The 24,957-nt window shown below is 57.4% G+C and carries 22 protein-coding genes; 10 read left to right on the forward strand and 12 right to left on the reverse strand.

Annotated elements, in window-relative coordinates; genetic code table 11:
• Window positions 1–25: 25 nt before the first annotated feature.
• Together OE750_RS02475 and OE750_RS02480 are read left to right on the forward strand one after the other, a co-directional pair.
• On the forward strand, window positions 26–274 hold the full coding sequence (locus OE750_RS02475) for an EF-hand domain-containing protein (RefSeq protein WP_263760993.1): 249 nt from the start codon (window positions 26–28) through the stop codon (window positions 272–274).
• 46 nt (window positions 275–320) lie between these two features.
• Window positions 321–569: a hypothetical protein gene (locus OE750_RS02480; RefSeq protein ID WP_263760995.1), complete on the forward strand. Its 249-nt coding sequence runs from the start codon at window positions 321–323 to the stop codon at window positions 567–569.
• Between the two features lie 107 nt (window positions 570–676).
• Here the strand turns inward: OE750_RS02480 and OE750_RS02485 are convergent, their stop codons facing one another.
• Both OE750_RS02485 and rocF read right to left on the reverse strand, forming a co-directional pair.
• Complete coding sequence (locus tag OE750_RS02485) at window positions 677–1,723, reverse strand: ornithine cyclodeaminase (protein WP_263760997.1); 1,047 nt, start codon at window positions 1,721–1,723, stop codon at window positions 677–679.
• Window positions 1,724–1,733: 10 nt separating this feature from the next.
• Complete coding sequence (rocF, locus tag OE750_RS02490) at window positions 1,734–2,654, reverse strand: arginase (protein ID WP_263761000.1); 921 nt, start codon at window positions 2,652–2,654, stop codon at window positions 1,734–1,736.
• A gap of 122 nt (window positions 2,655–2,776) precedes the next feature.
• On the opposite strand from rocF, the gene OE750_RS02495 reads away from it, so the two are divergent.
• A complete protein-coding gene (locus OE750_RS02495; RefSeq protein WP_263761002.1) occupies window positions 2,777–3,205 on the forward strand; it encodes an Lrp/AsnC family transcriptional regulator in 429 nt (142 codons plus the stop codon).
• Between the two features lie 162 nt (window positions 3,206–3,367).
• Here the strand turns inward: OE750_RS02495 and OE750_RS02500 are convergent, their stop codons facing one another.
• The 9 genes from OE750_RS02500 to speB form a co-directional block, all read right to left on the reverse strand.
• Complete coding sequence (locus OE750_RS02500) at window positions 3,368–4,276, reverse strand: FAD:protein FMN transferase (RefSeq protein ID WP_263761004.1); 909 nt, start codon at window positions 4,274–4,276, stop codon at window positions 3,368–3,370.
• Window positions 4,277–4,280: 4 nt separating this feature from the next.
• Window positions 4,281–4,847: a nitrous oxide reductase accessory protein NosL gene (locus OE750_RS02505; RefSeq protein ID WP_263761006.1), complete on the reverse strand. Its 567-nt coding sequence runs from the start codon at window positions 4,845–4,847 to the stop codon at window positions 4,281–4,283.
• The gene (locus tag OE750_RS02510; protein ID WP_263761008.1) at window positions 4,844–5,668 is read right to left on the reverse strand and encodes an ABC transporter permease; all 825 of its coding nucleotides are present in this window, start codon (window positions 5,666–5,668) and stop codon (window positions 4,844–4,846) included. The genes OE750_RS02505 and OE750_RS02510 overlap by 4 nt, the downstream gene beginning before the upstream one ends.
• The gene (locus OE750_RS02515) at window positions 5,665–6,561 is read right to left on the reverse strand and encodes an ABC transporter ATP-binding protein (RefSeq protein WP_263761010.1); all 897 of its coding nucleotides are present in this window, start codon (window positions 6,559–6,561) and stop codon (window positions 5,665–5,667) included. Before OE750_RS02515 ends, OE750_RS02510 begins: the two co-directional genes overlap by 4 nt.
• On the reverse strand, window positions 6,527–7,858 hold the full coding sequence (locus OE750_RS02520; protein WP_263761012.1) for a nitrous oxide reductase family maturation protein NosD: 1,332 nt from the start codon (window positions 7,856–7,858) through the stop codon (window positions 6,527–6,529). The genes OE750_RS02515 and OE750_RS02520 overlap by 35 nt, the downstream gene beginning before the upstream one ends.
• A gap of 2 nt (window positions 7,859–7,860) precedes the next feature.
• Window positions 7,861–9,801, reverse strand: coding sequence for a TAT-dependent nitrous-oxide reductase (nosZ, locus tag OE750_RS02525; RefSeq protein ID WP_263761014.1), 1,941 nt, complete (start codon window positions 9,799–9,801; stop codon window positions 7,861–7,863).
• Window positions 9,802–9,803: 2 nt separating this feature from the next.
• Window positions 9,804–12,014 carry a NosR/NirI family protein gene (locus OE750_RS02530; protein WP_263761016.1) on the reverse strand — a complete coding sequence of 737 codons (2,211 nt, stop codon included), beginning with the start codon at window positions 12,012–12,014 and terminating at the stop codon, window positions 9,804–9,806.
• Window positions 12,011–12,487 (reverse strand): hypothetical protein, encoded by a 477-nt coding sequence (locus tag OE750_RS02535; protein WP_263761018.1) that lies wholly within the window; start codon window positions 12,485–12,487, stop codon window positions 12,011–12,013. Before OE750_RS02535 ends, OE750_RS02530 begins: the two co-directional genes overlap by 4 nt.
• A 286-nt stretch (window positions 12,488–12,773) precedes the next feature.
• Window positions 12,774–13,730, reverse strand: a complete 957-nt coding sequence (gene speB, locus OE750_RS02540; RefSeq protein ID WP_263761020.1) for an agmatinase — start codon at window positions 13,728–13,730, stop codon at window positions 12,774–12,776.
• Window positions 13,731–13,862: 132 nt separating this feature from the next.
• On the opposite strand from speB, the gene OE750_RS02545 reads away from it, so the two are divergent.
• From OE750_RS02545 to OE750_RS02560, 4 genes are all read left to right on the forward strand, one after another.
• Window positions 13,863–14,843 (forward strand): tellurium resistance protein, encoded by a 981-nt coding sequence (locus tag OE750_RS02545; protein WP_263761022.1) that lies wholly within the window; start codon window positions 13,863–13,865, stop codon window positions 14,841–14,843.
• A gap of 72 nt (window positions 14,844–14,915) precedes the next feature.
• Window positions 14,916–16,367: an IMP dehydrogenase gene (gene guaB, locus OE750_RS02550; protein WP_263761024.1), complete on the forward strand. Its 1,452-nt coding sequence runs from the start codon at window positions 14,916–14,918 to the stop codon at window positions 16,365–16,367.
• On the forward strand, window positions 16,364–17,542 hold the full coding sequence (locus OE750_RS02555; RefSeq protein WP_263761026.1) for an RsmB/NOP family class I SAM-dependent RNA methyltransferase: 1,179 nt from the start codon (window positions 16,364–16,366) through the stop codon (window positions 17,540–17,542). The genes guaB and OE750_RS02555 overlap by 4 nt, the downstream gene beginning before the upstream one ends.
• A gap of 99 nt (window positions 17,543–17,641) precedes the next feature.
• A complete protein-coding gene (locus OE750_RS02560; RefSeq protein WP_263761028.1) occupies window positions 17,642–19,969 on the forward strand; it encodes a PAS domain-containing hybrid sensor histidine kinase/response regulator in 2,328 nt (775 codons plus the stop codon).
• Here OE750_RS02560 and OE750_RS02565 read toward each other — a convergent pair.
• Window positions 19,959–20,552, reverse strand: coding sequence for a gamma-glutamyl kinase (locus tag OE750_RS02565; protein WP_263761030.1), 594 nt, complete (start codon window positions 20,550–20,552; stop codon window positions 19,959–19,961). The two genes, OE750_RS02560 and OE750_RS02565, sit on opposite strands and share 11 nt — an antisense overlap.
• A gap of 173 nt (window positions 20,553–20,725) precedes the next feature.
• On the opposite strand from OE750_RS02565, the gene recA reads away from it, so the two are divergent.
• The 3 genes from recA to OE750_RS02580 all read left to right on the forward strand — a co-directional run bounded on the left by recA (window position 20,726) and on the right by OE750_RS02580 (window position 24,909).
• Complete coding sequence (gene recA / locus OE750_RS02570; protein WP_263761032.1) at window positions 20,726–21,826, forward strand: recombinase RecA; 1,101 nt, start codon at window positions 20,726–20,728, stop codon at window positions 21,824–21,826.
• Window positions 21,827–21,945: 119 nt separating this feature from the next.
• Window positions 21,946–24,621 carry an alanine--tRNA ligase gene (gene alaS / locus OE750_RS02575; protein ID WP_263761034.1) on the forward strand — a complete coding sequence of 892 codons (2,676 nt, stop codon included), beginning with the start codon at window positions 21,946–21,948 and terminating at the stop codon, window positions 24,619–24,621.
• Window positions 24,622–24,909 carry a DUF1330 domain-containing protein gene (locus OE750_RS02580; protein WP_263761036.1) on the forward strand — a complete coding sequence of 96 codons (288 nt, stop codon included), beginning with the start codon at window positions 24,622–24,624 and terminating at the stop codon, window positions 24,907–24,909. It begins immediately after the preceding gene.
• Window positions 24,910–24,957: the final 48 nt, after the last annotated feature.

Consider the following 24,957-nt stretch of genomic DNA (forward strand, 5'->3'; position numbering starts at 1 on the left):
GCCTTCCTTAAAAGGAGGACGACCAATGAATAAATTCGCACTCACGATCGCAACTCTGGCTACGGCCATGTCACCGGCTCTCGCGATGAGCGACAATGCAGTCGAAGTCGATGCAAACGGCGACGGTGTTCTCTCTCTGGAAGAGGTGCAGGCAATCTGGGCCGATGTTACGGCTGAAGATTTCGCCGTGATGGATGCAAACAGTGATGGCTCACTGGATGACGAAGAAATCAAAGCTGCTGAAAACGCGGGCATGATGAAATCGGAAGGTTGAGCTTTCCAGAGATTAAAAAAACAAGCCAAACCAAAAGGATAGACCCATGAAAAAGACATCACTCACGCTTGCTGCTCTTGCAACCGCTCTGACACCAATGCTGGCCCATGCGGATACTTTCGCAGCGATTGATGCCAATGGCGATGGTATGGTGACCATCGACGAAGTGCAGGCTGTATTTCCGGATGTGACAGCCGAGAGCTTCTCCGCAATGGATATCAATGACGACGGGCTGCTGGACGCAGACGAGATTATCGCAGCCGAAGAAGGTGGCATGATGAACAAAGGCGGCTAAGGTGTGCCAGCGCATTCGGGTTTGACCCCAAACAAGCCCGAATGCGCGTGAATATCAGCTTATCCACTTTGAGAAAGGCTCCGAAGCTTTTGTTTCGGGGCCTTTTTTCAGGTATCAGCGCGCTTGAGCATCCCGAAGAGATCACGCGGATCATCCGGATCGGCGAGCATGTCGAGGTCTTGATAAAAGGCGGTTCCTTTGATGTGCTCGCGAACGTAGCGCAGGGCTGAAAAATCTTCGATGGCAAAGCCGACAGAGTCAAACAGAGTGATCTGCTTGTCGCTCACACGGCCTCTGGCGGCCCCTGAGATAACTTCCCAGAGTTCGGTAACGGGATGATCTTCCGAAAGCTGTTGAATCTCGCCTTCAACGCGTGTCTGGGGCGGGAATTCTACAAATATATCAGAGCGATGCAGGATTGCTTCGGCCAGTTCTGTCTTGCCAGGGCAGTCACCGCCGATGGCGTTGATATGGACGCCTGTGCCAATCATATTGTCGGTGAGGATCGTCGCGCATTGCTTGTCGGCAGTGCAGGTTGTGATGATTTCGGCGCCTTCCATACTTTCTTCGGCACTTTTGCATTTGGTCACCTTTACGCCCATGCCCTCAAGGTTGCGTGCGGCCTTCTCGGTTGCGGCGGGGTCGACATCGTAGAGGCGCACAGCCTCAAGCCCGATGATGGCTTTCATGGCAAGGGTCTGGAACTCGGATTGTGCGCCATTCCCGATCATGGCCATGGTTTTTGCGCCCTTCGGGGCAAGGTGTTTGGCGGCCATAGCCGAGGTTGCGGCGGTGCGCAGTGCCGTGAGCATGGTCATCTCGCTGAGGAGGGTCGGGTAGCCCGTGTAGACATCGGCCAGAAGCCCGAAGGCCGTTACGGTTTGCAGGCCTTCCGAGGTGTTTTTTGGGTGTCCATTTACGTATTTGAAGCCGTAAGCCTCACCATCAGAGGTGGGCATCAACTCTATTACGCCGACATCGGAGTGGCTCGCGACGCGGGGAGTTTTGTCAAAGAGTTCCCAGCGTTTGAAGTCGTTTTCGATCTCGTCGGCGAGGCCGCGCAGCATGTTTTCCAAACCGATATGATGCACCAGTTTCATCATGTTGGCCACGGATACGAAGGGGACGTAAGCTTTAGAAGATGGCGTTATCATATTGTAACCTTTAAGAAAAAGAGCGTGTTGGGCGATCAAATACGCGCCGTCCGAGGGCAGAAGCCGCAAGATCGACCATGACTTTTGCTGTGCGGCCGCGCTCGTCGAGGAAAGGGTTGAGCTCGACCAGATCAAGCGAGGTCATCAGCCCGCTATCGCAGATCATTTCCATCACCAGATGCGCCTCGCGCATGGTGGCACCTCCCGGAACGGTTGTGCCGACAGCGGGTGCGATCATCGGGTCGAGAAAGTCGACGTCAAGGCTCACGTGCAACGCGCCTTTTGCCTTCGCAACTTTTGCCAGGAACTCTGAAAGGGGGGCCGCGATGCCGGATTCGTCGATCATGCGCATGTCGTAGGCGTGAATTTTTGTTTGTTGCATGGCCTCGCGTTCGGCGGGATCGACCGACCTTAGGCCCAAAATGCAAACATTCTCTTGCGGGATAGGGCGTTCAACCTTTGGGAAGCCATTAAATCCTTGTCTGCCAGTGACATAGCCGATGGGGGTGCCGTGCAGATTGCCTGAACCTGTGGTTTCGGGTGTGTGGTAGTCTGTGTGGGCATCCAGCCAGAGCAAAAACTGCGGCTGACCTTGCATGGCAGCGTAGGCATTGACGCCGCCCACGGAACCGAGCGAGAGAGCGTGATCCCCCCCCAGAAAAATCGGGAGTCCCTTGGCCATGGCTTCCTTACCCGTGCGCCAGAGGCGGTTTGTCCAACCCACTGTTTCGTGGTGTTTGTAGATGTGTGCCTCAGGGTCGTCAGCGGCGTGTTCGGCGGGGGCCATATTGCCCCAGTCGCGGACGCGATAACCAAGCCCCGTGAGGGCCTCTGTGAGCCCTGCGGTGCGGTAGGAATCGGGGCCCATGAGGCAGCCTTTGCGGCGCTTGCCTGAGTCCATCGGGGCGCCAATGAGGATAATATCACGCATATTCTTCCGTCCTTGCTTAGCCAATTTTGCGGCAGGTTATGTGCGAATTGAGGAAGGATATAGCTTTCAAAATGCACATATTGAGGGTAGTTTGATCTAAATGGGCATATAGAGTTAACAATATGGATGATCTGGATCAAAAGCTTGTGTCTGCCCTTCGGCAGGATGCGCGGGCCTCTCATTCGGACCTTGCCGGGGCGCTCGGGGTGACGCGGGCAACAGTGCGCGCGCGGATTGCGCGGCTGGAGGCGCGAGGGGTTATTCTCGGCTACTCTGTGGTCTTGCGCGAGGACCGTCTGGCCGACCCTGTGAGGGGGCTTATGATGATCGGAATCGAAGGACGCGGGACAGAGAGAATCCTGCGGCAACTGGCAGGATTTCCGGCAGTGCGGGGCGTGCACAGCACCAATGGACGCTGGGACGTGATTGCGGAAATAGGCACTGACAGCCTTGAGGCTTTTGACGATGTTCTGGCGCGGATCAGGAAGCTTGATGGCGTGGCAACATCGGAAACTTCGCTGCTTTTGAGCACCAAAAAATCGACGGGTTAGGAGGGGCACCGTTCCGTCTGGTTAACGGGGGGAAACTGCGCTGATTCCAGGGGGGTGATATGCGTGCACGATGCGTGCACCCCCCGTGCACCGTGTGAATCGGGGTTCTGTTAACGCAAAATTAGGTAACGAGGCGTTCGGTGCCCGGGGCAGGTTGGTCTTCTATAATCTGTGGCTTGCTTCGAGGCGGGTGCCTTTGAAACGGGACAGGCAAGCTGTGATCTCTTCGCGTGTCGTGAACAAACATGCCGATGTGGACAGCGCATCGGCGAGAGCCGCCGATTGTGCAGAGACCGAAATTTCCCGCCAGTTCGCAGGTGTCGGAGTGCCTGAGCGCGGATCAAGAATGTGACCGACGGTTGAGGCTTGATCAAATGTCGTTCCGAGCGGAGCAGAGGTGGCTAGGGCGCGTGTTGCCAAGGGCACTTCGCCCCCAGCTGAAAGCTTGACGGGCCAGGCATTGCCATTGGGTTGCGTGCCGAGCGCGCGGAACTCGCCTGTATCAATCAGGATGTTGGCGAGGCCCTCCGCTTCGAGCATATCCGCCACGCGGTCGGCAATGTAACCCTGCGCGATGCCATTCAGAGTCAGCGCCATATCGGGGCGCAGTGTGATTGCGTCGCTGTCAAAGCTGATTTTGTTCCACCCCGTCAGAGCGCGGGCGGTGTTCAGGGTGCTTTCGTCAGGCGAAGTGCCGTTGGCGAAGGCTTCGGCATAGGCGGCCCAGAGCGGCTGGATTGTCGGGTCAAAACGACCTTCGCTTGCGGTGTGAACCGCACCTGCTAGTGACAGGCATTCCAGAAGTTCGAACGGGGCCGATTGTAGCGCACCGCTGCGGTTGAGCTGTGAAAGAGCGCTGTCTTTGCGGTAGAGGCTGAAGATATCTTCCAGCCGCGAGATTTCGGCCGCAACGCGGGCGCTGATGGCCTTGGCATCAGGATGGGCCAGCCGCAGGGTTGCGCCTGCGCCTAGGGCTGTGCCCGTCCAAGTATAGAGAGCCTCGGCCTGCGTGACCTTGGGAAAGGCGATGGCAGCGGCGCTGATGGTTAGAAAGCGGCGTCTTGTGGTCATGGTTCTACCCTCTATTCTCGCGCGAAAGCGCGCGCAGGCGATCTTCAAAATCGCTATCGGTTTCTTCGCCGTCCAAGGCCACGGGGGCCAGAACGGTACTATCAGGAATATCGGACAAGCGCATGAGATTGCCGCCATTTTCAGCGGCAAATTCGCGGGCTTTTACACGGTTAGAAAACGGGACAATTTCGGGCGCGCCCATGCCGCCAACGACACTTGAGCCGACAACATAGACAGCCTCTTCGGCGGTGATCCAGTTGTCAGCCCCCGGTGCATCCCATGTGGCGCCTTGAGCGCCCATGTCGTTCACCCAGATTGTCAGGATGGCATGGCTTTGCTCGGGCATCCGCATATAGGCGATTGCGTCACGCACCTGACTGAAGAACAGCGGCGCCGCAGGCAGACCTGCAAGGTGGGCCTGCGCTTTGGGGCCAGCGTGCTCAAGCAGGTTCATCTGGCAGTAGTGCCCCACTGCGTCGGCATTGAGCGGCACGGCCGAGGTGTCTTGCTTGGCCTCTTCCTTGCAGGCGGCCAGCGCCAGAAGCGCACATATGAGCAAAAAGTGTTTCATGGCTCGACCTTCCGGAAGACCAGTGCGGCCAAGGCGAGGGAAACGAGCGGCCAAGCTGCGATAGAGAGCAGGGATTGCCATTGTGGAATGGCATTCGCTGCGCCACCAACCCCTGCGGCGACCTGCGTCGCTTGTGAAGCCGTCAGGTTGAACAGGCGGAAAGCGTCAGCGGGGTTTGCCAGCAAGGCCAGCGGGAAAACCTTTGTGGTGAACGCGCCGCCATCGTCGGCCACAACGGCTGCGAGCAGGCCCAGATCGTAGAGCACGACGAGGCCGAGCCACAGGCCGATGGCCAAGCCCGCCGCGCCCGAAACGCGGCGCGCCATTGAGGACAGCGCGTAGCCTATGCCCAAGAAGGTTGCGCCAAGCAGGACAGATGTCCACGTCAGCCGCCAGAGGGCCGCAAGCCCCGATACGGCGGCGGGATCGGCGATTATGGTGACGAGGGCGGCTGCTCCGTAGCCGGCCGCGATTGCAACAATCAGAATGGCCGTATGTGCCACGAGCTTGCCTGCAAGAACTTCCCATCGGGCAACAGGATAGGTGAGCAGCAAGGGCAAGGTGCCGCGCTCGACCTCGCCTGCGACGGCATCAAACGACATGAGCAGGGCGACCAGAGGCACAAGGTAAACCGAGAGAGAGGTGAGTGACGCCACTACAACAGAGAGGCGGTCAGCACCGAGCGCGCCTGTCGGAGCGGAGCCTGCTGCGGACAAGACCAGTGAAAAAATCACCATCAGCAGAACGGCGATCAGCACCCAGCGGTTGCGCCGTGCGATGTGAACTTCTGTGGATGCAGTGGCGAGGATGCGTGCGATCATTGGCCGTCCCTCCGGCTGAAATGGCTGTAGATGTCTTCCAGACTCGGCGGAATGACTTCGACATCGGCGAGCTTGGCTTTAAGGGACGAGATGCGGGCGAGGGTGGCCAGTTTTTCGTCTTGCGAGCATGTGAGGTTCAACGCGCCATTGACGCGGATCGCATCAGGCAGTGCGGCCATAATATCGGTGTCATATCGGTTGAGAGCGTGGAGTTGCATGGAAACGGGCAGGGCGGCTTCGCGCCTGAGCTCGGGCAATGTGCCTTCCGCAACCATCTTTCCGCCAGACAGGATGAGCAGCTGATCGGTGCGGGCCTCGACCTCTGTCAGAGCGTGACTCGACAGCAGGATCGCCGCGCCATCTGCCGCCAGACCATCGAGCAGTTCGTAAAAGTCGCGACGCGAGACAGGATCAAGCCCGCTGGTGGGCTCGTCGAGCACCAGAAGGCGCGGTTGTCCTATAAGGGCCTGGGCTAGGCCGACACGCTGGCGCATGCCTTTGGAGTATGTGCCGATGCGGCGCTTGGCGGCGTGGGCAAGGCCGACACGGTCAAGCAGCTCCATCGCGCCGGAGACAGGCTCGTTGCGCAGGCGCATGTAGTAGGTGATCTGCTCAAGCCCTGTGAGGGCAGAGTGAAAGGCCGCATTTTCGGGCAGATAGGCCACATGCGCGCGTGCCGCAGCGTTGCCGGGGGCTGCGCCACAGACGGAAATCTCGCCGCTATCCGCTGTGATCAGGCCAAGAATGACCTTCATCAGCGTCGACTTGCCCGCGCCGTTATGGCCGAGCAGGGCCACCCGCTCGCCGGGAGCGACGCGCAGTGAAACATCTGTCAGGGCTTTGACCCCGCCAAATGCCTTAGTGAGATGAGAGATCGTTAATGTCGAAGTCATCTATTTGTCTTTCATTGCGCTTGGCGGCGGCTTCGGCCTCCAATGCGGTGTATTCGGATGGGACGGGCACAACGGGCGCTGCCATGAGCGGTGCGCTGTCGACAACCCCACCGGGGAGTGTTGCGGGGAAGCTCGATTGCGCCCAGCGAATGAGTTGCACGGCAGGGGCGCCTGTGAGCAAGGATGCGGCAGGCTGTGACCAGAGGATATGGTCCATCAGATCATTGGGGCGAAACGGGCTGTCGGCGATACCGTCACCGCCAAGGTCAAAGCCCGGATGGTCGGACCAATAGTTGCCACGGCCCTCAAAACTCCACTCGATGTCACGCGTGCCGACGTATTTCACTTGGGTGCGGTTGCCGATGAAGGCGTTGCCGGTGAGCACATTGCGTTCGGAGCCTGCGGTGAAATGGATGCCGATGTTGCAGCCTTCAAAGCGGTTGTTGCTGAGAATGTTCTTGTGGGCGTTGTAGATAAAGGTGCAGCGGTCGGCCCCGCCGCGCACGAGGTTGCCCGAGACATCGGCGTTGTTGGCGAAGTTGAGCATTACTCCGTGACTGCCATCTGACAGGCTGAGATTGTCTTTCAAAATCACACGGTTTGAAAACATAATCGCATAGCCGAGATGGTTGCCGATGGAGACATTCCCCGAGACTTCGGAGTTGTTGGTATACATGTAGTGCACAGCAAAGCGCAGATCGCGGAACAGGTTGTTGCGGTAGGTTCCGTGGCGTGAGGCGTTGGAGAAAATGCCGTCGCGGCCCCAGCGCACCGAGTTTCCCTCGACAATAGCTCCCGGAGAATTCCAGACATAGATGCCGTTGCCACGGTCATTCATACGCGGGTTTTGCGTGCCTTCGATTGTGTTGCCGCGCACCACGGCATCAAGCCCGCCGTGCACATCAACGCCGTGCAGATTGCCGAGCAGGCGGTTGCCTTCAACAAGCGCGCGGTCGGCTTTTTTCAGGATCTTCACGCCAGCGTCCAGGTCCTGACTGCTCAGGCCCGAACCTGTGATGGTAAGGCCTTTCACAGTGACATCTGCGGCGTCGATGGTGACGACGGTGCCTTGCCCCAAGCCATCAATGATGGCTCCGGGCGGGCCAGTCAGTGTCAGGGGGCGGTCAATGATGACGGGGCCGTCGTAGCGCCCCGCTTCGAGAATGAGCACATCGCCGGGGGCAGCCCCGGCGATGGCTTGGGCAAGGCCCCCTGATGCGGGCGGCACACGCAGCTCTGCCGCCCAAAGGGGCAGGGCCGCGAGAGCAACAAGCAAAATTGTTAGGGGGCGCAGCATGTTCAGGCGTCCTTCGGTTCAACAAACATACGGCCGCGCATTTCCATGTGCAGCGCGTGGCAGAACCACTGGCAGTAATACCAGAACACACCCGGAGTGGCCGCAACAAACGTGACTGAAGACGTCGCTTGTGGCGCAATTTCCATAGCAACACCGTGGTTGCCCATTGTGAAGCCGTGTGTCAGGTCGTCGATGTCATCAAGGTTGGTGACATAAACGGTCACTTCGTCGCCCTGTTTTACGGTGAAGGTTTCCAGCGCAAAGTTCGGTGCCTGACTTGACATGTAAACGCGCACTTTGTTGCCGTCGCGAATGACAGTGTCTTGCCAGTCGTCCAGATCAACACCATCCGCCTCGGCCTGCTTGCGTGCATCTGCCCACATCGGATCCTGACGGTCCCAGACAGATTTCGGATTGACCTTTGAGGGGTCAACGATGATCGCGTCATGCGGTTCGGCAAAGGTCGGGCCATCATGAATGAGTGTCAGTTTGTCACCGTCGATTGCGAACAACTGCTCGTTTTCAGGCTTCAACGGTCCGACATTGAGATATCGGTCTTTGGAGAACTTGTTCATCGTCAGATAGTATTTAGATGACGCTTCCAAGGTCTCGCCCATAACGGTTGAGTTGTGGCCGGGCTGGTAGTGCACATCCTCTTTGGTAATGATGGGGTCGACATCCTCGCCGTTATAAAGCTGGATCGCTTTCGCAATGTCCCAAACAACAACCTGGCTGTCGAGGAAAAGCGTGGTATAGGCGCGGCCTGTGCCGTCAAAGCAGGTGTGAAGTGGTCCAAGGCCCAGCTCGGGCTCGGCCACAACAACGCTGCGCGGATCGGCATCCTCATCGAATACGGCATCAAGTTTGCGCACGTCGATCACCGAAACGGTGGGCGACAGTTTGCCCGCGATGCAGAGGTGGATCTTGTCGGGCGCCATGTTGCAGCCGTGGGGGTTGTTGGGGATCGGGATGTAGCGGGTGTATTTCTTGTTTTGTCCTTTACGTCCGTCCAGAACCTTCACACCGTTCAGCTCCTGGTAATCACCTGCTTCGATACCGGCTTCGATCTCTTTGATGTTGAAAACAACCACGTGGTCCATGTCGGCTTCGGTCATATCCGCAAGCGTCATGCCCATTTCCGAGTTATACGATGTCGAGAAGGCGTATTTTCCGTCGTAGTCGCAATCGGTGTTGTCGAGGTTGCCCGAAACCATCACCTGCCACGCCACTTTCATTTCGTCGGCATCAACAGCGGTATAGAAGTTTACATAGTTTTCAGGCTCATCGAGGATCTTTCCGTCGTTGACCATTGGCACTTCGTCTTCACCGTTACAGAAGATGTAGTTGGTGCGTGGCCAGCGTTGGGGGCGTAGACCGTGGATCGCCTTGGCGTTGGGGATCTCGATGATCTTGTCGCATTTCATCACGTCACAGCGCACCCGCGCCACGCGTGTGTTGGCCTTGTCATTCATGAACAGGTAGCGCCCGTCATATTTGCCTTCGGTGAAGGACATATGCGGGTGGTGCAAGTCACCGTTTGGTGGGAACTGGTGGCCGTTGGCCGCAAGCTGCGCTTTGGTCTTTTCCGTGAGGCCTTCGGTGAGGATTTTCTTGGATTCGTTGGTGATCCCCCAGCCGGTGGCCGAGCAGATGTTGAACACCGGAACACGCATCAGTTCGCGCATTGACGGGATGCCGAGAATACGCATCTCGCCGCACTGGCCTGATGACCAGAAGCCGTAGAACTCATCGAGCTGGCCCGGTGCCACTTCTGCGCCAGCAGCTGCACGCGCGCTTGTTGCGCCGGCAAGGGTCGCTGCGCCGACAGCGGCGGACCCTGTCAGCATTGCGCGCGAGCCGAATGCGCCTGCAAGTGCTGCGCCACCTGCGGTGGCCCCGAGCAGGCTTCTGCGTGAAATTGGCAGTCTCTTTCCTTCAGACATGTTTAGTCCTTTCTGAGGTTTGGTGGTGTTTGTTGTTGGTTTGGGTGCCCGACGAAACGTGTCAGATCCGGGCCGGCGGCATCTTTGGCACGGCGTTTCATTTTCTTGATCACAACCGGGCAGGTCGTTTCGGACTGGTAAAGCACCTGACAATGCAGGCAGTTGATGCACTCGTTAGGATTGATTTCCCCTGTCGGATGAATGGCCTGAACGGGGCATTGGTGCGCACAGGTTTGGCAGGGGTTGCCGCATTCCTTGTAGCGTTTGAGCCAGTCAAACATGCGCAAGCGTGCCGGGATCGCCAGAGCGGCTCCGAGCGGGCAGAGGTAGCGGCAGAAGAAGCGCTCGACAAACAGACCGGCAATCAACAGCGCGGCAACATAGGCCACAAACGGCCATGCGCGCACGAAGTTGAGAATGATCGCTGTTTTGAAGGGTTCGACTTCGGCCAGACGTTCGGCTTGTTCGATACTCGAAAGAGATACGCCGAAGAGGCCAAGGAAGATCATGTATTTCAACGGCCACAGGCGCTCGTGCAAGCCCCATGGAAGTGTCCATTGAGGAATGTGCAATGCGCGGCCGATACGGTTGAGCAACTCTTGAAGCGCACCAAACGGGCAGAGCCAGCCGCAATAGGCCCCGCGGCCCCAGAACAGAAGCGCCGCGGCAACGGAGAACCACAAGATAAAGGTCAGCGGATCAAGCAGGAATGCCTGCCAGCTGAAGCCGGACACGAGCGAGCCGAACAGCGCCATAAGGTTGACAACCGAGAGCTGCGCATTGGCATACCAGCCGAGATATATCAGCGTGAAGGTGAGGAAGCCCATGCGGAACCAGAAGAACCAGCGCTCGTTGCGGGTTGCGAATGTCTGAAAGAAAAATACCGCCGTCAACACGGTCAGCATCACGCCCAGCACGATGATCTCGGTGGTTTTGCTTTCCCAGATACGTTTCCAGAGCGCTTGCTGCGCGTCTGTCTCGGACTGGTCCGTGACCTGCTCGACCGCAGCCGGAACCTGAGGGGCAGGCGCTGGTGCGATGGCGCGGATGTATTGCGGCGGCAGTTGGTAGCCGAGATCAAAGGTGGTGAAGACCTTCTCGATCGCGCCGACCTCGCGCTGAACCAGAAGCTGGATGCGGAACGGTTGTGTCGGGTCAAACCCGCTGTCAGCAGGGATTTTGAACAAATCCGCCTCGTTGAAGGCCGGAGCCCCCTCGGCGACAATCGTGTTGATACGCTTGTGCATGCGGTCTCGGAAGCGAACAGACACATCATGCTGGATCAGAACGATACGATCAAATATCCCGCCGCGCACATAGCCCGAGCCTTTGAAGGAATAGAGCCCGCGCCCGACAATAGCGACTGCGTGGTCGCCTTCTTCCAGCCAGTCATCCAGATTTTGGGCGACAGCATCCCCAAGCAAGGCCTTTGCAATCGCGGGATGCGAGACAAGAGCCGCCTGCATCTCGATGAAAGTGGTTTCCGGTGCTTCGGTCAGGGCGCGTTTGGCGGCGCGCTCGTCGTCCATGGCTGCGAAGGCTTCGTTGACTTGCCCGACATCTAGCGAAAGGCGGCGCAATGTGCCATCGCCTTCAAGTGTCATCCAATCGCTCGCAGCCTCGGCATCGGGGTTGATCTCGTATTGCGGCCCTGTGCCTTTTTCTTCAACGGCAAGCCCGCCCAACCCGAGCTGACGGGCAACTTTAAGGCCTGCACGAACGATTGAATCGTCGATTACCATGATTGTCACGGTCGCGCCTGAAATGATATCAAGCTCATGCGCCGTGCCGCCGGAGTCGGCTTCGGCAACCAGATCAAGCCCTGTGTAGCCAGCAACCAAAGCTTTGATTTTGGAATCGGGAATGCCGATCAGAACAATCGGTTCGGAGTGCTTCACCAGATCAACGCCGATGACTTTGGCGGCATCATCAACGGCAACCATGGTGTGAATGGGCTTGCCCGAATACCCTGTGGTGGACACAAAATCGGATGTGACAAAGGCCCAACCAATGCGCTCTCCTGCTTTGAGGATCTCGACTGCGGGTATGTTTTCGTCGATCGCGCCAAAAGCGTCGGCTCCCTCCACAAGCTCGCTGGCGACAACATCGGGCAGGAGCTTGGAAAGAACTGTTTGTGCCGCTGCCGGAAGCCCGCAAAGAAGCGTCATCGCAGCAAAGACCATAGCTTTAAGGAGGAGGTGGAGGTTTGTCATGCGGTGGCGTCCTTGAGTGGTGGTCGCCCGTCGCCGTATGTTTTCTGGCCATCGTATGCCTGATCGGAAGAGAACAGGTTTGATGTTGTCTGTCGTGTTACGTGCCCCAGCGGGGGGCCACGCGGCATTGGACGGGTTTTATAGGTGTGAATGTAAGGCGTGGCGAAAGCCGGTAGGTCAGCCGCGGAAGTGATTTGGCTGAATGTGAAGCGCTTGCCGCTGTTGATATCCAGCGTACCTGCCATGGCATGGCTGCAAACGAGGCAGTCCTGACAGTCGTGAGATGGATTTACAGGGGTTCCGCCGGAATCAACGAGAACTGTTTCGGCGAAACCGTCTGCGCAAATTTCCATAGTAAACGATGCGCCGGAGGTTTGTGCTGCTGCCATACCTAAAGGGCCATACAGAGTAAGGCCCACAGCTAAAACCCAGCTGAAAATTATGGAAGCGGCATGTTTCATCGGTGTTTTCATACTGCCCAATTATTGGGCAAACGTTGTTCTGGCGCAAACTCAGCGGCAGTTTTGGTGGCGACGTTTCGCCCAAGTCTCGCTGTGTGCTGAATTATTTTCCTGTCATGAAACAAAGGAAAATTGCTGTTTTCGTCAGAATCAGACCACAAGCCCGATGGTTTGCGGCGGATTAAACCGAGCGTTGGCCTTTTGGGGCTGGTGTCGTGGGGTTGAGACCTGCCCATCGCCGGCTCGAAGCGGGCCAGGTCTTACCTTGTTTGGGCGTCAATCAAGGCGATTGGAGTGCCTAGGATCCGCGCGCATGGAAGACAAACCCCAAGAGATTGAGCAAGACCTGCGCGGCGAGGATGCTTGTGCTGCCTGACGGGTCATAATCGGGGGCGACTTCGACGAGATCTATGCCGACGATCTTGTGAGCTTGGGCGACCTGTTGAAGGAGTTCCAGCACCTCGTAGTAGAGAAAGCCGCCGTGGCTGGGTGTGCCTGTGCCCGGCGCGATGGAGGGGCAGAAGGCGTCGATATCAAGGGTGATGTAGACGCGGGCGCCTGACGGGATGCGTTTGGCTGTTTCCACCGCGCCGAGCGCGCGCATCTGGCGGACGGAGAGGATATCGGAGCCCATGGCGCGGGCAGCTTCATAGCCTTCCTGCGTGGTGGAACTGACATTGCGGATACCGACCTGGGTGAGTCCTGTGACATAGGGCTTCTCGGCGGCGCGGCGCATCGGGTTGCCGTGACCGTTGCGCACGCCGTGGCGGACATCGACAAAATCAAGGTGGGCGTCGATTTGGAGGATGTAAATATCGCCTTGGCCGTCAAAGGCGTTGATGCAGGGGATGTTGACGGAGTGATCGCCGCCGATGACCACAGGCAGCGCGCCTGCGGCCAGTGCTGCGCGCACGCCTGTTTCGATATTGGCGTGGCTTGTGGCAGTATCTGTGTGGACGATATCGGCATCGCCCATGTCAACGATGCGCACGGAACCGGGCAGATAGGTGACATCATCCTCGTGGTCATAGGCGCCTGCGTGACCAAAGGAGAAGAGCGTGGAGGCTTCGCGCACGGCGCGGGGGCCAAAGCGCGCGCCAGAGCGATACTGCGTGCCTGCATCAAAAGGCGCGCCGAGCACGGCGACATCGGCCTTTAGCGTGCTCCAGTCGGGGGCGTAGGGGCGCTTGGCGAAGGTTGCAATGCCGACGAAGGGAAGGTTGAGGCGGCCGGTATCATATGTGTTGTCGCTCATTTCGTGCTCCTGTGCTTTGAGGACAGAGTGCGGCGCGCTTGCGGGCTTGGCAAGGGCTGCGACATTGTCGGGCTTGGGTTTGCCGCGCGAAAGGCGTATGGCTGCGGAAATACATGCTGCAAGGGGAATGTGATGCGTTCAAGAACAGGCTTTGGCGAGCAAACGCCACCCGCGATTTTCTCGCTAATCCTCGGGCTGTTTGGCCTGTCGATGGCGTGGGGAGCTGCGGCGCGAATGTCGATTGTGCCTGCGGCGATATCCGAGATTATCTTGGGTGGTGTTGCGGTTGTTTTTGCTATTGCAGCAGTGGCTTACGGTAGAAAGCTGACGTTGCGGGCCGGCACGCTGATTGAGGATGCGCGGATATTGCCAAACCGTGGCGGGCTGGCGGCTTTGGCTGTTTGCGTTTCGGTTCTGGCGGCGGGGCTTGTGCCGATTTCGCCGGTCTGGGCTACGCGGGTTATGTATGTGGCGCTCGGGTTGCATGTGTTAATGGCGCTTTTGGTGATCTATGTTTTGGTGAGCGGCCCGAAAGAACAGAGACAGGTGACACCGCTTTGGCATTTGAGTTTTGTCGGCTTCATTGTGGCGGCTGTTTCGGCTGTGAACCTTGGCAAGTATGAGCTGGCGGAAGCGATTTTCTGGGCGACGCTTGTGGCGGCAGTGATCATTTGGGCTGTGAGTGCAGTGCAGCTTGTGAAGCGTGTGCCACCAGCGCCTTTGCGGCCGATGCTGGCCATTCACCTTGCACCTGCGAGTCTGTTTGTGACGGTGGCGCTTGGCTTTCCTGCCGATGATTTCCCGACCATGGTGATGATGGCACGTGTCTTCTCCATCGTGGCGATGCTTATTCTGCTTGGCCTGCTTGTCTCGCTGAAAAGTCTGCTTGAGGCGGGGTTCAGCCCGATGTGGGCCTCGTTTACCTTTCCGATGACAGCGTTTTCGGCGGCAATGCTTAGCTATGCTGGGCAGATCGACAGTGTTTTGGAGCGCATTCTGGGCGGTGTCATGCTTGCTGTGGCGAGTGTGGTTGTGCCCTACATCGCGGTGAAGGTGATCCGCATGTGGATGACGGGGCAGCTTGCTCTCAAGACCAATGCGGCCAAAGCCTGAGATTGGCCTTTTACTTTTGGCCAATGCGTGAAATAGGGAAGCGCCAAACGAACCCAACTCTGGAGATGTCCTATGGAGATTCGTGAGGCTCTGACCTTCGATGATGTTTTACTTGTTCCTGCTGCTTCGGCTGTGTTGCCGAGCACCGCAGATACGCGCACGTTTGTGACGCGTGATATTCGCATGAACATACCTTTGCTCAGCTCGGCCATGGATACGGTGACCGAGGCTCGCATGGCCATTGCCATGGCGCAGGCGGGGGGCATTGGTGTTGTTCACAAGAACCTGACGGTTGAGCAGCAAGCCCGCGAAGTGCGCCGCGTGAAGCGATTCGAGAGCGGGATTGTTTACAACCCAGTGACACTAAAGGTGAACCAGACGCTGGCGGACGCCAAGGCGCTGGTGGAGCGGTATAACTTCACCGGCTTTCCTGTGGTGGATGAGACCGGGTATGTTGTGGGCATTCTGACTAACCGCGATATGCGGTTTGCGAGTTCGGATGACACGCCTGTGCATATGATGATGACATCGGAAAATCTTGCGATGCTGGCCGAGCCTGCCGAACTTGAGGAAGCCAAGAGCCTGATGCGCGCGCGCCGGATCGAGAAGCTTTTGGTGCATGATGGAAAGGGCAAGCTCACGGGTTTGCTGACCCTGAAAGACACCGAGCAAGCGGTTTTGAACCCGACGGCTTGTAAAGATCAGCTCGGGCGTTTGCGGGTCGCTGCAGCGACCAGCGTGGGCGAGAGCGGTTTTGAGCGCACCGAGGCGCTGGTGGATGCGGGCTGTGATATTGTTGTGATTGATACGGCGCATGGCCATTCCGAGGGCGTGATTGAGGCCGTGAAACGCGCCAAGCAGCTTTCGAACGCTGTGCAGGTGATTGCGGGCAATGTGGCCACTTCCGAGGCCACGCGCGCTTTGATTGATGCGGGGGCTGATGCTGTGAAAGTTGGCATCGGGCCGGGCAGCATTTGCACCACGCGAATGGTTGCGGGCGTTGGCGTGCCGCAGCTCACGGCGATTATGGATTGTGCCAGAGAAGCGGGTGATGTGCCTGTTATTGCCGATGGCGGCATCAAGTTTTCCGGCGATTTTGCCAAGGCGATTGCGGCGGGGGCGTCCTGCGCGATGGTTGGCAGCATGATCGCGGGAACAGACGAGAGCCCCGGCGAGGTGATCCTCTATCAGGGGCGTTCGTTCAAATCCTATCGCGGGATGGGCAGCCTTGGCGCGATGGCGCGCGGCTCTGCTGACCGTTACTTCCAGAAAGACGCGGCCAGTGACAAGCTCGTGCCCGAGGGCATTGAAGGGCAGGTCCCATATAAGGGCAGCGCCAGTGCGGTTGTGCACCAGCTTGTGGGTGGTTTGCGCGCCGCGATGGGCTACACGGGCAATGCCACTGTGGCCGACATGCGCGGAAACTGTAAGTTTGTGAAAATCACGGGCGCAGGGCTTAAGGAAAGCCATGTGCATGATGTGCAGATCACCCGCGAGAGCCCGAACTACAGGATGAACTCATGACACCGGCAGCGCGTGTGGCTGCGGGGGCCGAGATCCTCGATCTGATCCTTGAGGGCGAGCCTGCCGAAAAAGCACTCACGCGATGGGCGCGTGGCAGCCGGTTTGCGGGCTCCAAAGACCGTGCTGCTGTGCGCGACCATGTGTTTCAGGCCTTGCGCTGCATGCGCTCGTTTGCGGCGCTCGGCGGAGCGGATCCGATGACCGGGCGGAGCCTGATGATCGGCGCGTTGCGGGCGGAAGGCGCTGATTTGGCGGCGTTTTTCACAGGCGAGGGCCACGCACCTGCGCCTTTGGATGAGACCGAGCTCGCAGGCGGGCGCACTCCCGAAGCGGGAGCTGAGGCTTGCGATATTCCGGATTGGCTCTGGCCTGCATTTGAAGCGGCTTTGGGCGATGAGGCTGTGCATGAAGCCAGCCTGATGCGTGAGCGGGCCGATGTGTTTTTGCGGGTGAACACGCTATTGGCCACAGCGGGTGAGGCGCAGACGGCTTTGGCGGAAGAGGGCGTTTTGAGTGAACCACACGCACTTTCCCCGACTGCTTTGAGAGTGACCGAGGGCGCACGGCGCGTGCGGCTGACGCAGGCATTTGAAGACGGGTTGATCGAGCTGCAAGATGCGGCCAGTCAAGCCGTTGTCGACTGGTTGCCGCTTGAGGGCGTAACGCGGGTGCTGGATTATTGCGCGGGCGGCGGCGGCAAAAGCCTTGCGATGGCAGGGTGCGTGAAGGCGCAGATTGTGGCGTCTGATATTGCCCCCGATCGGATGAAGGATTTGCCTGCACGCAGCACGCGAGCGGGTGCTTCGATTGCTGTAAGATCACTTGAAGAACTGGCGAAAGAGCCATCATTTGATTTGGTTTTATGTGATGCACCTTGCTCTGGTTCTGGCGCATGGCGGCGCGCCCCTGAGGGCAAATGGCGCCTTACGGCAGAGCGCCTTGAAGAGCTTCAGGGCGTGCAGCTTGAGGTCTTGAAAGCGGCAAAAGATCTGGTTTCCGCGGGTGGCACTCTGGCCTATGTGACCTGCTCGCTTTTGCGCGCAGAGAACGAAGATCTGGCAGCGCGTTTTATGAGCGAATGCCCGGATTGGAGTTGCACGGCAACGAGGCGCTGGCAACCGTCTCTGGGCGGTGATGGCTTTTTCGCCGCAACATTTGCGAGAAATTCCAAGTAGATACACACTTTTTAGGTGAGTTTTTTTCTTATCGGCTTTAATCATGGGTTAACGCTTCCAGCGTATGACAGAGTTGACCCCTGACTGGAGCCCCTGCCTGTGAGCCATGTAGCCTTTACACCTGATCCCGTGACGAAGGTTTCGATGCGTCTGATGCCGCGCGCTTCTGTGCTGGTTTTGTTGGCGTGTGCTGCGTTTGGCCTGTCCTATCTGGCAGAACACGAGCAGATCAAGCTGGGGGCTGCCATTGTCGGCACGAGCCTGTGCTGTCTGATGCTGATCAGTGCGATTGTTGCGCTGCGCTTTCGCCTGGCCAGCCGCCGGGGACAAAGGGCTGTGGCCGATTTGGTTGCGCATGATGCGGCGGCCTGTTTTGTGGCCGATGATGTTGGGGAGATCTGGTATAGTAACGGCGCTGCTACGGCACGTTTCTCGGACCTCCCCAAGACGGTGGAGGCGGCCCTTTCGACCGTGGTGAGTAGCCCGACAGGGCTTGTGACGCGGCTCTATTTGAAGGCAAGGCAACTTGGCGCCGCGCGGGAAGACGTTGTCACCCGGGAGGCGCATTTGCGACTCTCGTGCCACAGGCTACGCCAAGGGGGGGCGATCTGGCGTTTGGAAGATTTGCCTCCGGCCAAGGCAGAGAGCGGGTTGAGTGGCGCTGAAGCGCTGCCCGTGCTTGTTGTCGGGCGGCAGGACACGGTTTTGTTCATGAATGATGCAGCGCGGCAGTTTTTTGGCGAGCGGGTAAAGACACTTGACCGCGTTGTTCCGAACCTGCCTCTCAAGCTTGACCGTTTGCAGGAAGTGAACACGGAAAGTGGCAGTGTCGCTTGCGTTATCACCGAGTTGTGTCTGGGGGCGGGACGGCGTGAGCTGGCTTTCGTGCCGACGCAGGAAAACATTGTCGAGTTTCCCGAGAGCATGCGCTTTTTTGACGAGCTTCCTGTGCCGCTTTTGAAGCTGGCACCGGACGGGGTTGTGACCGAAGCCAACAAGATGGCTTGTGATCTGTTGGGGCGTAGAGATCTGATTGGCGAGAGCCTTGGTGTGCTTTTGGAAGGGTTGGGCCGTTCGATCAAGGATTGGCTTCACGATACGATACTGGGTCGGGTGAGCCGCCAGACCGAGTTTCTGAAAGTGCGGAGCAACGATTTCGAGACCTTTGTGCAAGTTACGCTGAAGGCTGCGCGGGAAGGCAGTGAGCATGTGCTTGTTGCGGTGTTAAGTGATGCGACCGAATTGAAAACGCTTGAGGCACAGTTTGTGCAGAGCCAGAAAATGCAGGCGATCGGCCAGCTTGCGGGCGGTGTCGCGCATGATTTCAACAATTTGCTGACGGCCATCACGGGGCACTGTGACTTGTTGATGCACAAACGTGCAGAGACCGATCCTGATTTTCTTGATCTCGAGCAGATCAACCAAAACGCAAACCGTGCGGCGGCTCTTGTGAGCCAACTCCTTGCCTTTTCGCGCAAGCAGACGCTGCGGCCAGAAACGATTGATGTGCAGGAAACGCTTTCCGACCTGACCCATTTGCTCAACAGGTTGGTCGGCGAGAAGGTGCAGCTTGAATTTGAGCACGAAGCCGATAACCAGACGATCAGGGCAGACAAACGCCAGATTGAACAAGTTGTAATGAATCTGGTCGTGAATGCACGCGACGCCATGCAGGAAAGTGGCGTGGTCACGATCCGCACGGCAGGCCTGACATTGGACGCACCACTCATGCGAGACAGGGCCGAAGTGCCTCCGGGATCTTATGTTTCGATAAAAGTGATTGATCAGGGCACCGGTATTCCTGCTGATAAGTTACAGAAAATTTTCGAACCGTTCTTCACGACAAAGCGAACGGGAGAGGGCACAGGCCTCGGCCTGTCAACGGCTTATGGAATTGTGAAGCAGACAGGTGGATTTATCTTTGCCGATAGCAAGGTGGGCAAGGGAAGCTGTTTTACGCTTCTTTTGCCCACTCAGGAAGCAGCGGAGCAAGTGCCTGCACCTGATGCAGGGATAGCTGAGGCGGAAAGAATGGAAATGCCGGATTCGACCATTCTGCTGGTTGAAGATGAAGCGCCGGTGCGCGCTTTTGCGTCGCGTGCGCTTAAGCTGAAGGGGTTTACCGTGCTTGAGGCGAGCTCTGGCGAAGAAGCGCTGGACATTTTGAAAGATGAAACACTGCACGTTGATGCATTTGTGACCGATGTTATCATGCCCGGACTAAAGGGGCCGGAATGGGTTATTGAGGCCCGCAAGCTGCGCAGGGACGTGAATGTGGTGTTTGTGTCCGGCTATGCGGAAGATGTTTTCAATGACAACGGCTTTGAAATTCCGTGTTCCACATTTTTGCAGAAACCGTTTTCTCTGGGTGAGCTGGCTGATGTGGTTCAGGCGGCGGTTTCGCAACCCTTTCCAGTCAATCAATAGAGGCATAAAGCTCGAATTCTGCATGGCACTCGCGGTGCAAGCGTGCGGAAAGATCGGCGGAGAGCTTTAGATCACGGTTGGGCGAAACATTGACTTTTGGAAGGGTGATTTCGATTTCAAGGCGGTCCTGCAGATAAGCAATGCATGCGTCGAGGTTTTCATAGCGAAAAAAATGGTTGATCGAAGTGCCATTGGGGCGAGCTTCAACAAACTTGGACTGCGCTCCGACATTTGCGTAAGCAGGCCTGTCTGCCGCGAGATAGGCCTCGACAAAGGTTTCAAAGCTGATGCCGGCGGTTGATACCGCACGTCCGGACAAAAAAGGTCGCTGGCGATAGCGATACCAACTTCCGAGCCAGCTTATAGGCTCGCGGATCACGGCAACGGTTTCGACATCATCACCGATAAATTTTTCAACCATAGGTCTGAAGAATCGGTTGTATCTGTAAACAGGTGCGTGCTTGAGCTCGGGAGGATCAAGAACAGCGATGGCGGCATGTGGCGCAAGGGCTGTTTCGATCGCGGTTGTGCCCGTTTTGGGCACGGAAAAAAAGACCAGTTTGGCTTTGGAGAAGATCAGCATGGGCCTGCTTTCATTTATCTTGTGCCGGTAAACTACTCTTTAACCAATTTACCCAAAAGTCTGAATCGTAAATTTATGTTGTAATGTTCTCTCTTTGATCCCATAAGGAACATAATGAGAACACATGCAGCGATTGCCGCCTCGGGCGGGGTGTGAAATAAGGACATATAACAATGGCAACGGCAGATCTTTTGAACATGAAAAACAAGCGCGACTCAGACAAGCAGAAGGCGCTCGACAGTGCTTTGGCTCAGATCGAACGGCAGTTCGGCAAAGGCTCTATCATGAAAATGGGGAGCGAAAACGCCATTCAGCATATCGAAGCCACGTCCACAGGCTCGATCGGGCTTGATATCGCGCTTGGGATCGGGGGGCTGCCGAAAGGGCGGATCGTTGAAATTTATGGCCCTGAAAGCTCGGGTAAGACAACCCTTACGCTGCATTGTGTGGCTGAAGAGCAGAAAAAGGGTGGCGTTGCAGCCTTTGTGGATGCGGAGCACGCACTTGACCCGCAATATGCCAAGAAGCTTGGCGTTGACCTTGACGAGCTGTTGATTTCGCAGCCTGACAATGGAGAACAGGCGCTTGAGATTATTGACACTCTTGTACGCTCGGGCGCTGTCAGCCTTGTGGTGGTTGACTCGGTGGCAGCCCTGACGCCGAAATCCGAACTGGAAGGCGAAATGGGGGATTCAAGCGTTGGTGTGCACGCCCGCCTGATGAGTAAAGCCATGCGAAAACTGACAGGTTCGATTTCACGCTCGAATTGCATGGTGATTTTCATCAACCAGATCCGCATGAAAATCGGCGTGATGTTTGGTAGCCCCGAGACGACAACGGGTGGTAACGCGCTCAAGTTTTATAGCTCCGTGCGTCTTGATATTCGTCGCATCGGCTCGTTGAAGGACCGTGACGAAGTGGTCGGCAACCAGACGCGTGTAAAAATTGTGAAGAACAAGGTTGCACCGCCCTTCAAGCAAGTTGAATTTGACATCATGTATGGTGAAGGCATTTCTAAGACGGGGGAGTTGCTCGACCTTGGGGTGACCCTCGGGATTGTTCAGAAATCGGGTGCATGGTTTAGCTGTGGCGATGAGCGGATCGGGCAGGGGCGCGAGAATGCGCGCCAGTATCTGAAAGATCACCCCGAAATGGCTTATGATATTGAAGACAAAATCCGTGCTGCGCATGGCCTCGACTTTGATGACGAAAAGCCCACGGCAGCTGGAAAAAATCCGCAAGCAAGCGACGATGACGACTTGCTTGAAGGGTAAACCTGCATTTTGATAAATTGAAAGCGCCGGTGCAGAGAATGCTCCGGCGCTTTTGCTCTGTGGACATGAGCTTTCGTGGCAGCTAAACCCTGACGGGTCACATTATGCCGGAAAAACAAATGCCAAGCCTGAATGAAATCCGCTCTACTTTTCTGAATTACTTTGCCAAGCAGGGGCACGAGATTGTGCCTTCAAGCCCTCTCGTGCCGCGCAATGATCCGACGCTGATGTTTGTGAACTCGGGAATGGTGCAATTCAAGAACCTGTTCACAGGTGTCGAGACACGCGACTACAACCGCGCTACGACAGCGCAGAAATGTGTGCGCGCGGGCGGCAAACATAATGACCTTGATAATGTGGGCTATACGGCGCGCCACCACACGTTTTTCGAGATGCTCGGCAACTTCAGCTTTGGCAATTACTTCAAGGAAGAGGCGATTGCCTATGCCTGGGAGCTTGTAACCGATGTGTTCGGGATCGACAAAAACAGGCTGACAGTGACGGTTTATCATACCGATGATGAGGCGTTTAACATCTGGAAGAAAATGGGCGTTCCGGAAGAGCGGATCATCCGAATTGCGACCTCGGACAACTATTGGCAGATGGGTCCGACTGGCCCATGCGGGCCGTGCACCGAAATTTTCTATGACCATGGCGAGCATATCTGGGGTGGCCCTCCCGGTAGCCCGGAGGAAGATGGTGACCGTTTCATCGAGATATGGAACGTGGTTTTCATGCAGAACGAGCAGTTTGAGGACGGCTCGATGCGCGACCTTGATATGCAATCGATTGACACAGGCATGGGGCTTGAGCGTATCGGCGCACTGCTTCAGGGCAGCCATGACAATTATGACACCGACTTGTTCAAAGCGCTGATCGAGGCCTCGGCCGAGGCCACAGGCGTTACGCCTTATGGTGACCAGAATGTGCATCACCGGGTGATTGCGGACCACCTGCGCTCGACCGCGTTTTTGGTGGCGGATGGGGTGATGCCCTCGAATGACGGGCGCGGCTATGTGCTGCGCCGGATTATGCGCCGCGCGATGCGGCACGCGCATCTATTGGGGGCGAAAGACCCTGTGATGCATCAGCTTGTGCCGGCTCTGGTGCGCCAAATGGGGGGCGCTTATGGCGAGTTGCGCCAAGGGCAGGCGATGATTGAAGAAACCTTCCTGCTGGAAGAAACCCGTTTCAAGCAAACGCTTGAGCGCGGATTGAAACTGCTTGACGACGAGCTTGACGGGCTTGGCGAAGGCGCGGCCCTTTCGGGTGAGGCGGCGTTTAAGCTTTATGATACATTCGGTTTTCCACTTGATCTGACGCAGGATGCACTGCGGGAGAAGGGCCGTGAAGTAGATGTATCTGGCTTTGAGGCGGCGATGGCCGAGCAGAAGGCAAAGGCGCGTGCGGCCTGGTCGGGCTCGGGCGATGCAGCCGATGCGGCTGTGTGGTTTGACATTGCCGACGATGCCGGTGTGACCGAGTTTCTGGGCTATGACACTGAAGTCGCCGAAGGGCAGGTGCTTGCGCTTGTGGCCGATGGCGCGCGGGTAAAACAGCTTGAAGCGGGGCAGGAAGGCTGGGCTGTGCTTAACCAGACGCCGTTCTATGGCGAGTCCGGTGGGCAGGTTGGCGACAGCGGGCTTTTGCGCCGTTTGGAAAACATGGCCGAGGTGAGCCATGTGAAAGACACGCGCAAACATGCGGATGGCAAAGTTTTTGGCCATCTGATTGTGGCTGGCGAAGGTGGCTTGAGTGTCGGGGACACTGTTTCGCTTGAAGTGGATCACGCGCGCCGCAGTGCCATTCGCGCCAACCACTCGGCGACGCACCTGTTGCATGAGGCGTTGCGCGCAGCCCTTGGCGACCATGTGGCGCAGCGTGGCTCATTGAATGCGGACGACCGTTTGCGCTTTGATTTCAGTCATTCAAAGGCGCTTGAGCTTGAACAAATCAAGCAGGTCGAGGCAGATGTTAATGCTTATATTCGCCAGAATGCCCCTGTGGAGACGCGGGTGATGACACCCGATGAGGCACGCGCGCTTGGTGCGCAGGCGCTGTTTGGCGAGAAATACGGCGATGAGGTGCGGGTTGTTTCGATGGGCCATGACAACGGCTCCGGTAAGGGCAGCGACGGGCATACCTATTCGATCGAGCTTTGTGGCGGCACGCATGTGCGTCAGACGGGCGACATCGGGTTGTTTGTCGCACTCGGCGATTCTGCTTCCAGTGCAGGTGTGCGCCGTATGGAGGCCCTTACAGGCAAAGCTGCGTTTGATTATCTGAGTGCGCAGGATGCGCGGGTGGCCGAGCTTGCGCTTGAACTGAAAGCGCCTGCGGCGGATGTGCCCGCCCGCGTGAAAGCCCTGATGGATGAGCGTAAGGCTCTGGCCAACGAAGTGGCGCAGCTGCGCCGCGAGTTGGCGATGTCTGGTGGTTCCAAGGGTGGTGATGCGGCAGAAGCGATTGAGATCAATGGGATAAAGCTCATTGCTCAGGTGCTTTCGGGCGTGTCGGGCAAGGATTTGCCCGCGCTTATTGACGAGTATAAGAGCCGTCTTGGGTCTGGTGCTGTATTGCTGATTGCCGATACGGGCGGCAAGGCCGCTGTGGCAGCTGGTGTGACTGCTGATTTGACAGACAGTCTCTCGGCGGTTGATTTGGTGAAGGCGGCCGTGCCCGAGCTTGGCGGTAAAGGTGGCGGTGGCCGCCCGGATATGGCGCAGGGTGGCGGCGCGGATGTGAACAACGCCGAGGCGGCTATCGCGGCGGTAAAATCAGTATTGGAGGGCTAGATGCCAGCACTTTGGATTGCACATGTGACAGTAACAGACGCGGATGCTTACGCGAAATATGCGGAGCTTGCGGGACCGGCTATTGCTGCTCATGGCGGTGAATTTATTGCCCGTGGCGGACGGTTTGTTCAGCTGGAGGGCAAGGAGCGTCCGCGCAATGTTGTGGCGAAGTTTGCAAGCGTTGATGCGGCTGTGGAGTGTTATCACTCGGCGGCCTATCAGGAAGCTTTGAGCCATGCGAAAGGTGCATCGGAGCGTGAATTGATGGTTGTTGAAACCAGCGAGTGATTCCGAAATACAGAACATAAAAAAAGCCCCGCTCGACTGAGCGGGGCT

Source organism: Lentibacter sp. XHP0401 (genome assembly GCF_025751535.1).
Lineage (GTDB): Bacteria > Pseudomonadota > Alphaproteobacteria > Rhodobacterales > Rhodobacteraceae > Lentibacter.

Excerpts from the sequence above, each read along its gene's own strand:
- OE750_RS02495 (WP_263761002.1), top strand. The coding sequence starts at position 2,777 with ATGGATGATCTGGATCAAAAGCTTGTGTCTGCCCTTCGGCAGGATGCG.
- OE750_RS02565 (WP_263761030.1), bottom strand. The coding sequence starts at position 20,552 with ATGCTGATCTTCTCCAAAGCCAAACTGGTCTTTTTTTCCGTGCCCAAA.
- OE750_RS02515 (WP_263761010.1), bottom strand. The coding sequence starts at position 6,561 with ATGACTTCGACATTAACGATCTCTCATCTCACTAAGGCATTTGGCGGG.
- OE750_RS02485 (WP_263760997.1), bottom strand. The coding sequence starts at position 1,723 with ATGATAACGCCATCTTCTAAAGCTTACGTCCCCTTCGTATCCGTGGCC.
- OE750_RS02580 (WP_263761036.1), top strand. The coding sequence starts at position 24,622 with ATGCCAGCACTTTGGATTGCACATGTGACAGTAACAGACGCGGATGCT.
- OE750_RS02520 (WP_263761012.1), bottom strand. The coding sequence starts at position 7,858 with ATGCTGCGCCCCCTAACAATTTTGCTTGTTGCTCTCGCGGCCCTGCCC.
- OE750_RS02545 (WP_263761022.1), top strand. The coding sequence starts at position 13,863 with ATGCGTTCAAGAACAGGCTTTGGCGAGCAAACGCCACCCGCGATTTTC.
- OE750_RS02475 (WP_263760993.1), top strand. The coding sequence starts at position 26 with ATGAATAAATTCGCACTCACGATCGCAACTCTGGCTACGGCCATGTCA.
- OE750_RS02535 (WP_263761018.1), bottom strand. The coding sequence starts at position 12,487 with ATGAAAACACCGATGAAACATGCCGCTTCCATAATTTTCAGCTGGGTT.
- OE750_RS02500 (WP_263761004.1), bottom strand. The coding sequence starts at position 4,276 with ATGACCACAAGACGCCGCTTTCTAACCATCAGCGCCGCTGCCATCGCC.
- OE750_RS02505 (WP_263761006.1), bottom strand. The coding sequence starts at position 4,847 with ATGAAACACTTTTTGCTCATATGTGCGCTTCTGGCGCTGGCCGCCTGC.
- OE750_RS02555 (WP_263761026.1), top strand. The coding sequence starts at position 16,364 with ATGACACCGGCAGCGCGTGTGGCTGCGGGGGCCGAGATCCTCGATCTG.
- OE750_RS02480 (WP_263760995.1), top strand. The coding sequence starts at position 321 with ATGAAAAAGACATCACTCACGCTTGCTGCTCTTGCAACCGCTCTGACA.
- rocF (WP_263761000.1), bottom strand. The coding sequence starts at position 2,654 with ATGCGTGATATTATCCTCATTGGCGCCCCGATGGACTCAGGCAAGCGC.
- nosZ (WP_263761014.1), bottom strand. The coding sequence starts at position 9,801 with ATGTCTGAAGGAAAGAGACTGCCAATTTCACGCAGAAGCCTGCTCGGG.
- alaS (WP_263761034.1), top strand. The coding sequence starts at position 21,946 with ATGCCAAGCCTGAATGAAATCCGCTCTACTTTTCTGAATTACTTTGCC.
- recA (WP_263761032.1), top strand. The coding sequence starts at position 20,726 with ATGGCAACGGCAGATCTTTTGAACATGAAAAACAAGCGCGACTCAGAC.
- OE750_RS02530 (WP_263761016.1), bottom strand. The coding sequence starts at position 12,014 with ATGACAAACCTCCACCTCCTCCTTAAAGCTATGGTCTTTGCTGCGATG.
- speB (WP_263761020.1), bottom strand. The coding sequence starts at position 13,730 with ATGAGCGACAACACATATGATACCGGCCGCCTCAACCTTCCCTTCGTC.
- guaB (WP_263761024.1), top strand. The coding sequence starts at position 14,916 with ATGGAGATTCGTGAGGCTCTGACCTTCGATGATGTTTTACTTGTTCCT.
- OE750_RS02510 (WP_263761008.1), bottom strand. The coding sequence starts at position 5,668 with ATGATCGCACGCATCCTCGCCACTGCATCCACAGAAGTTCACATCGCA.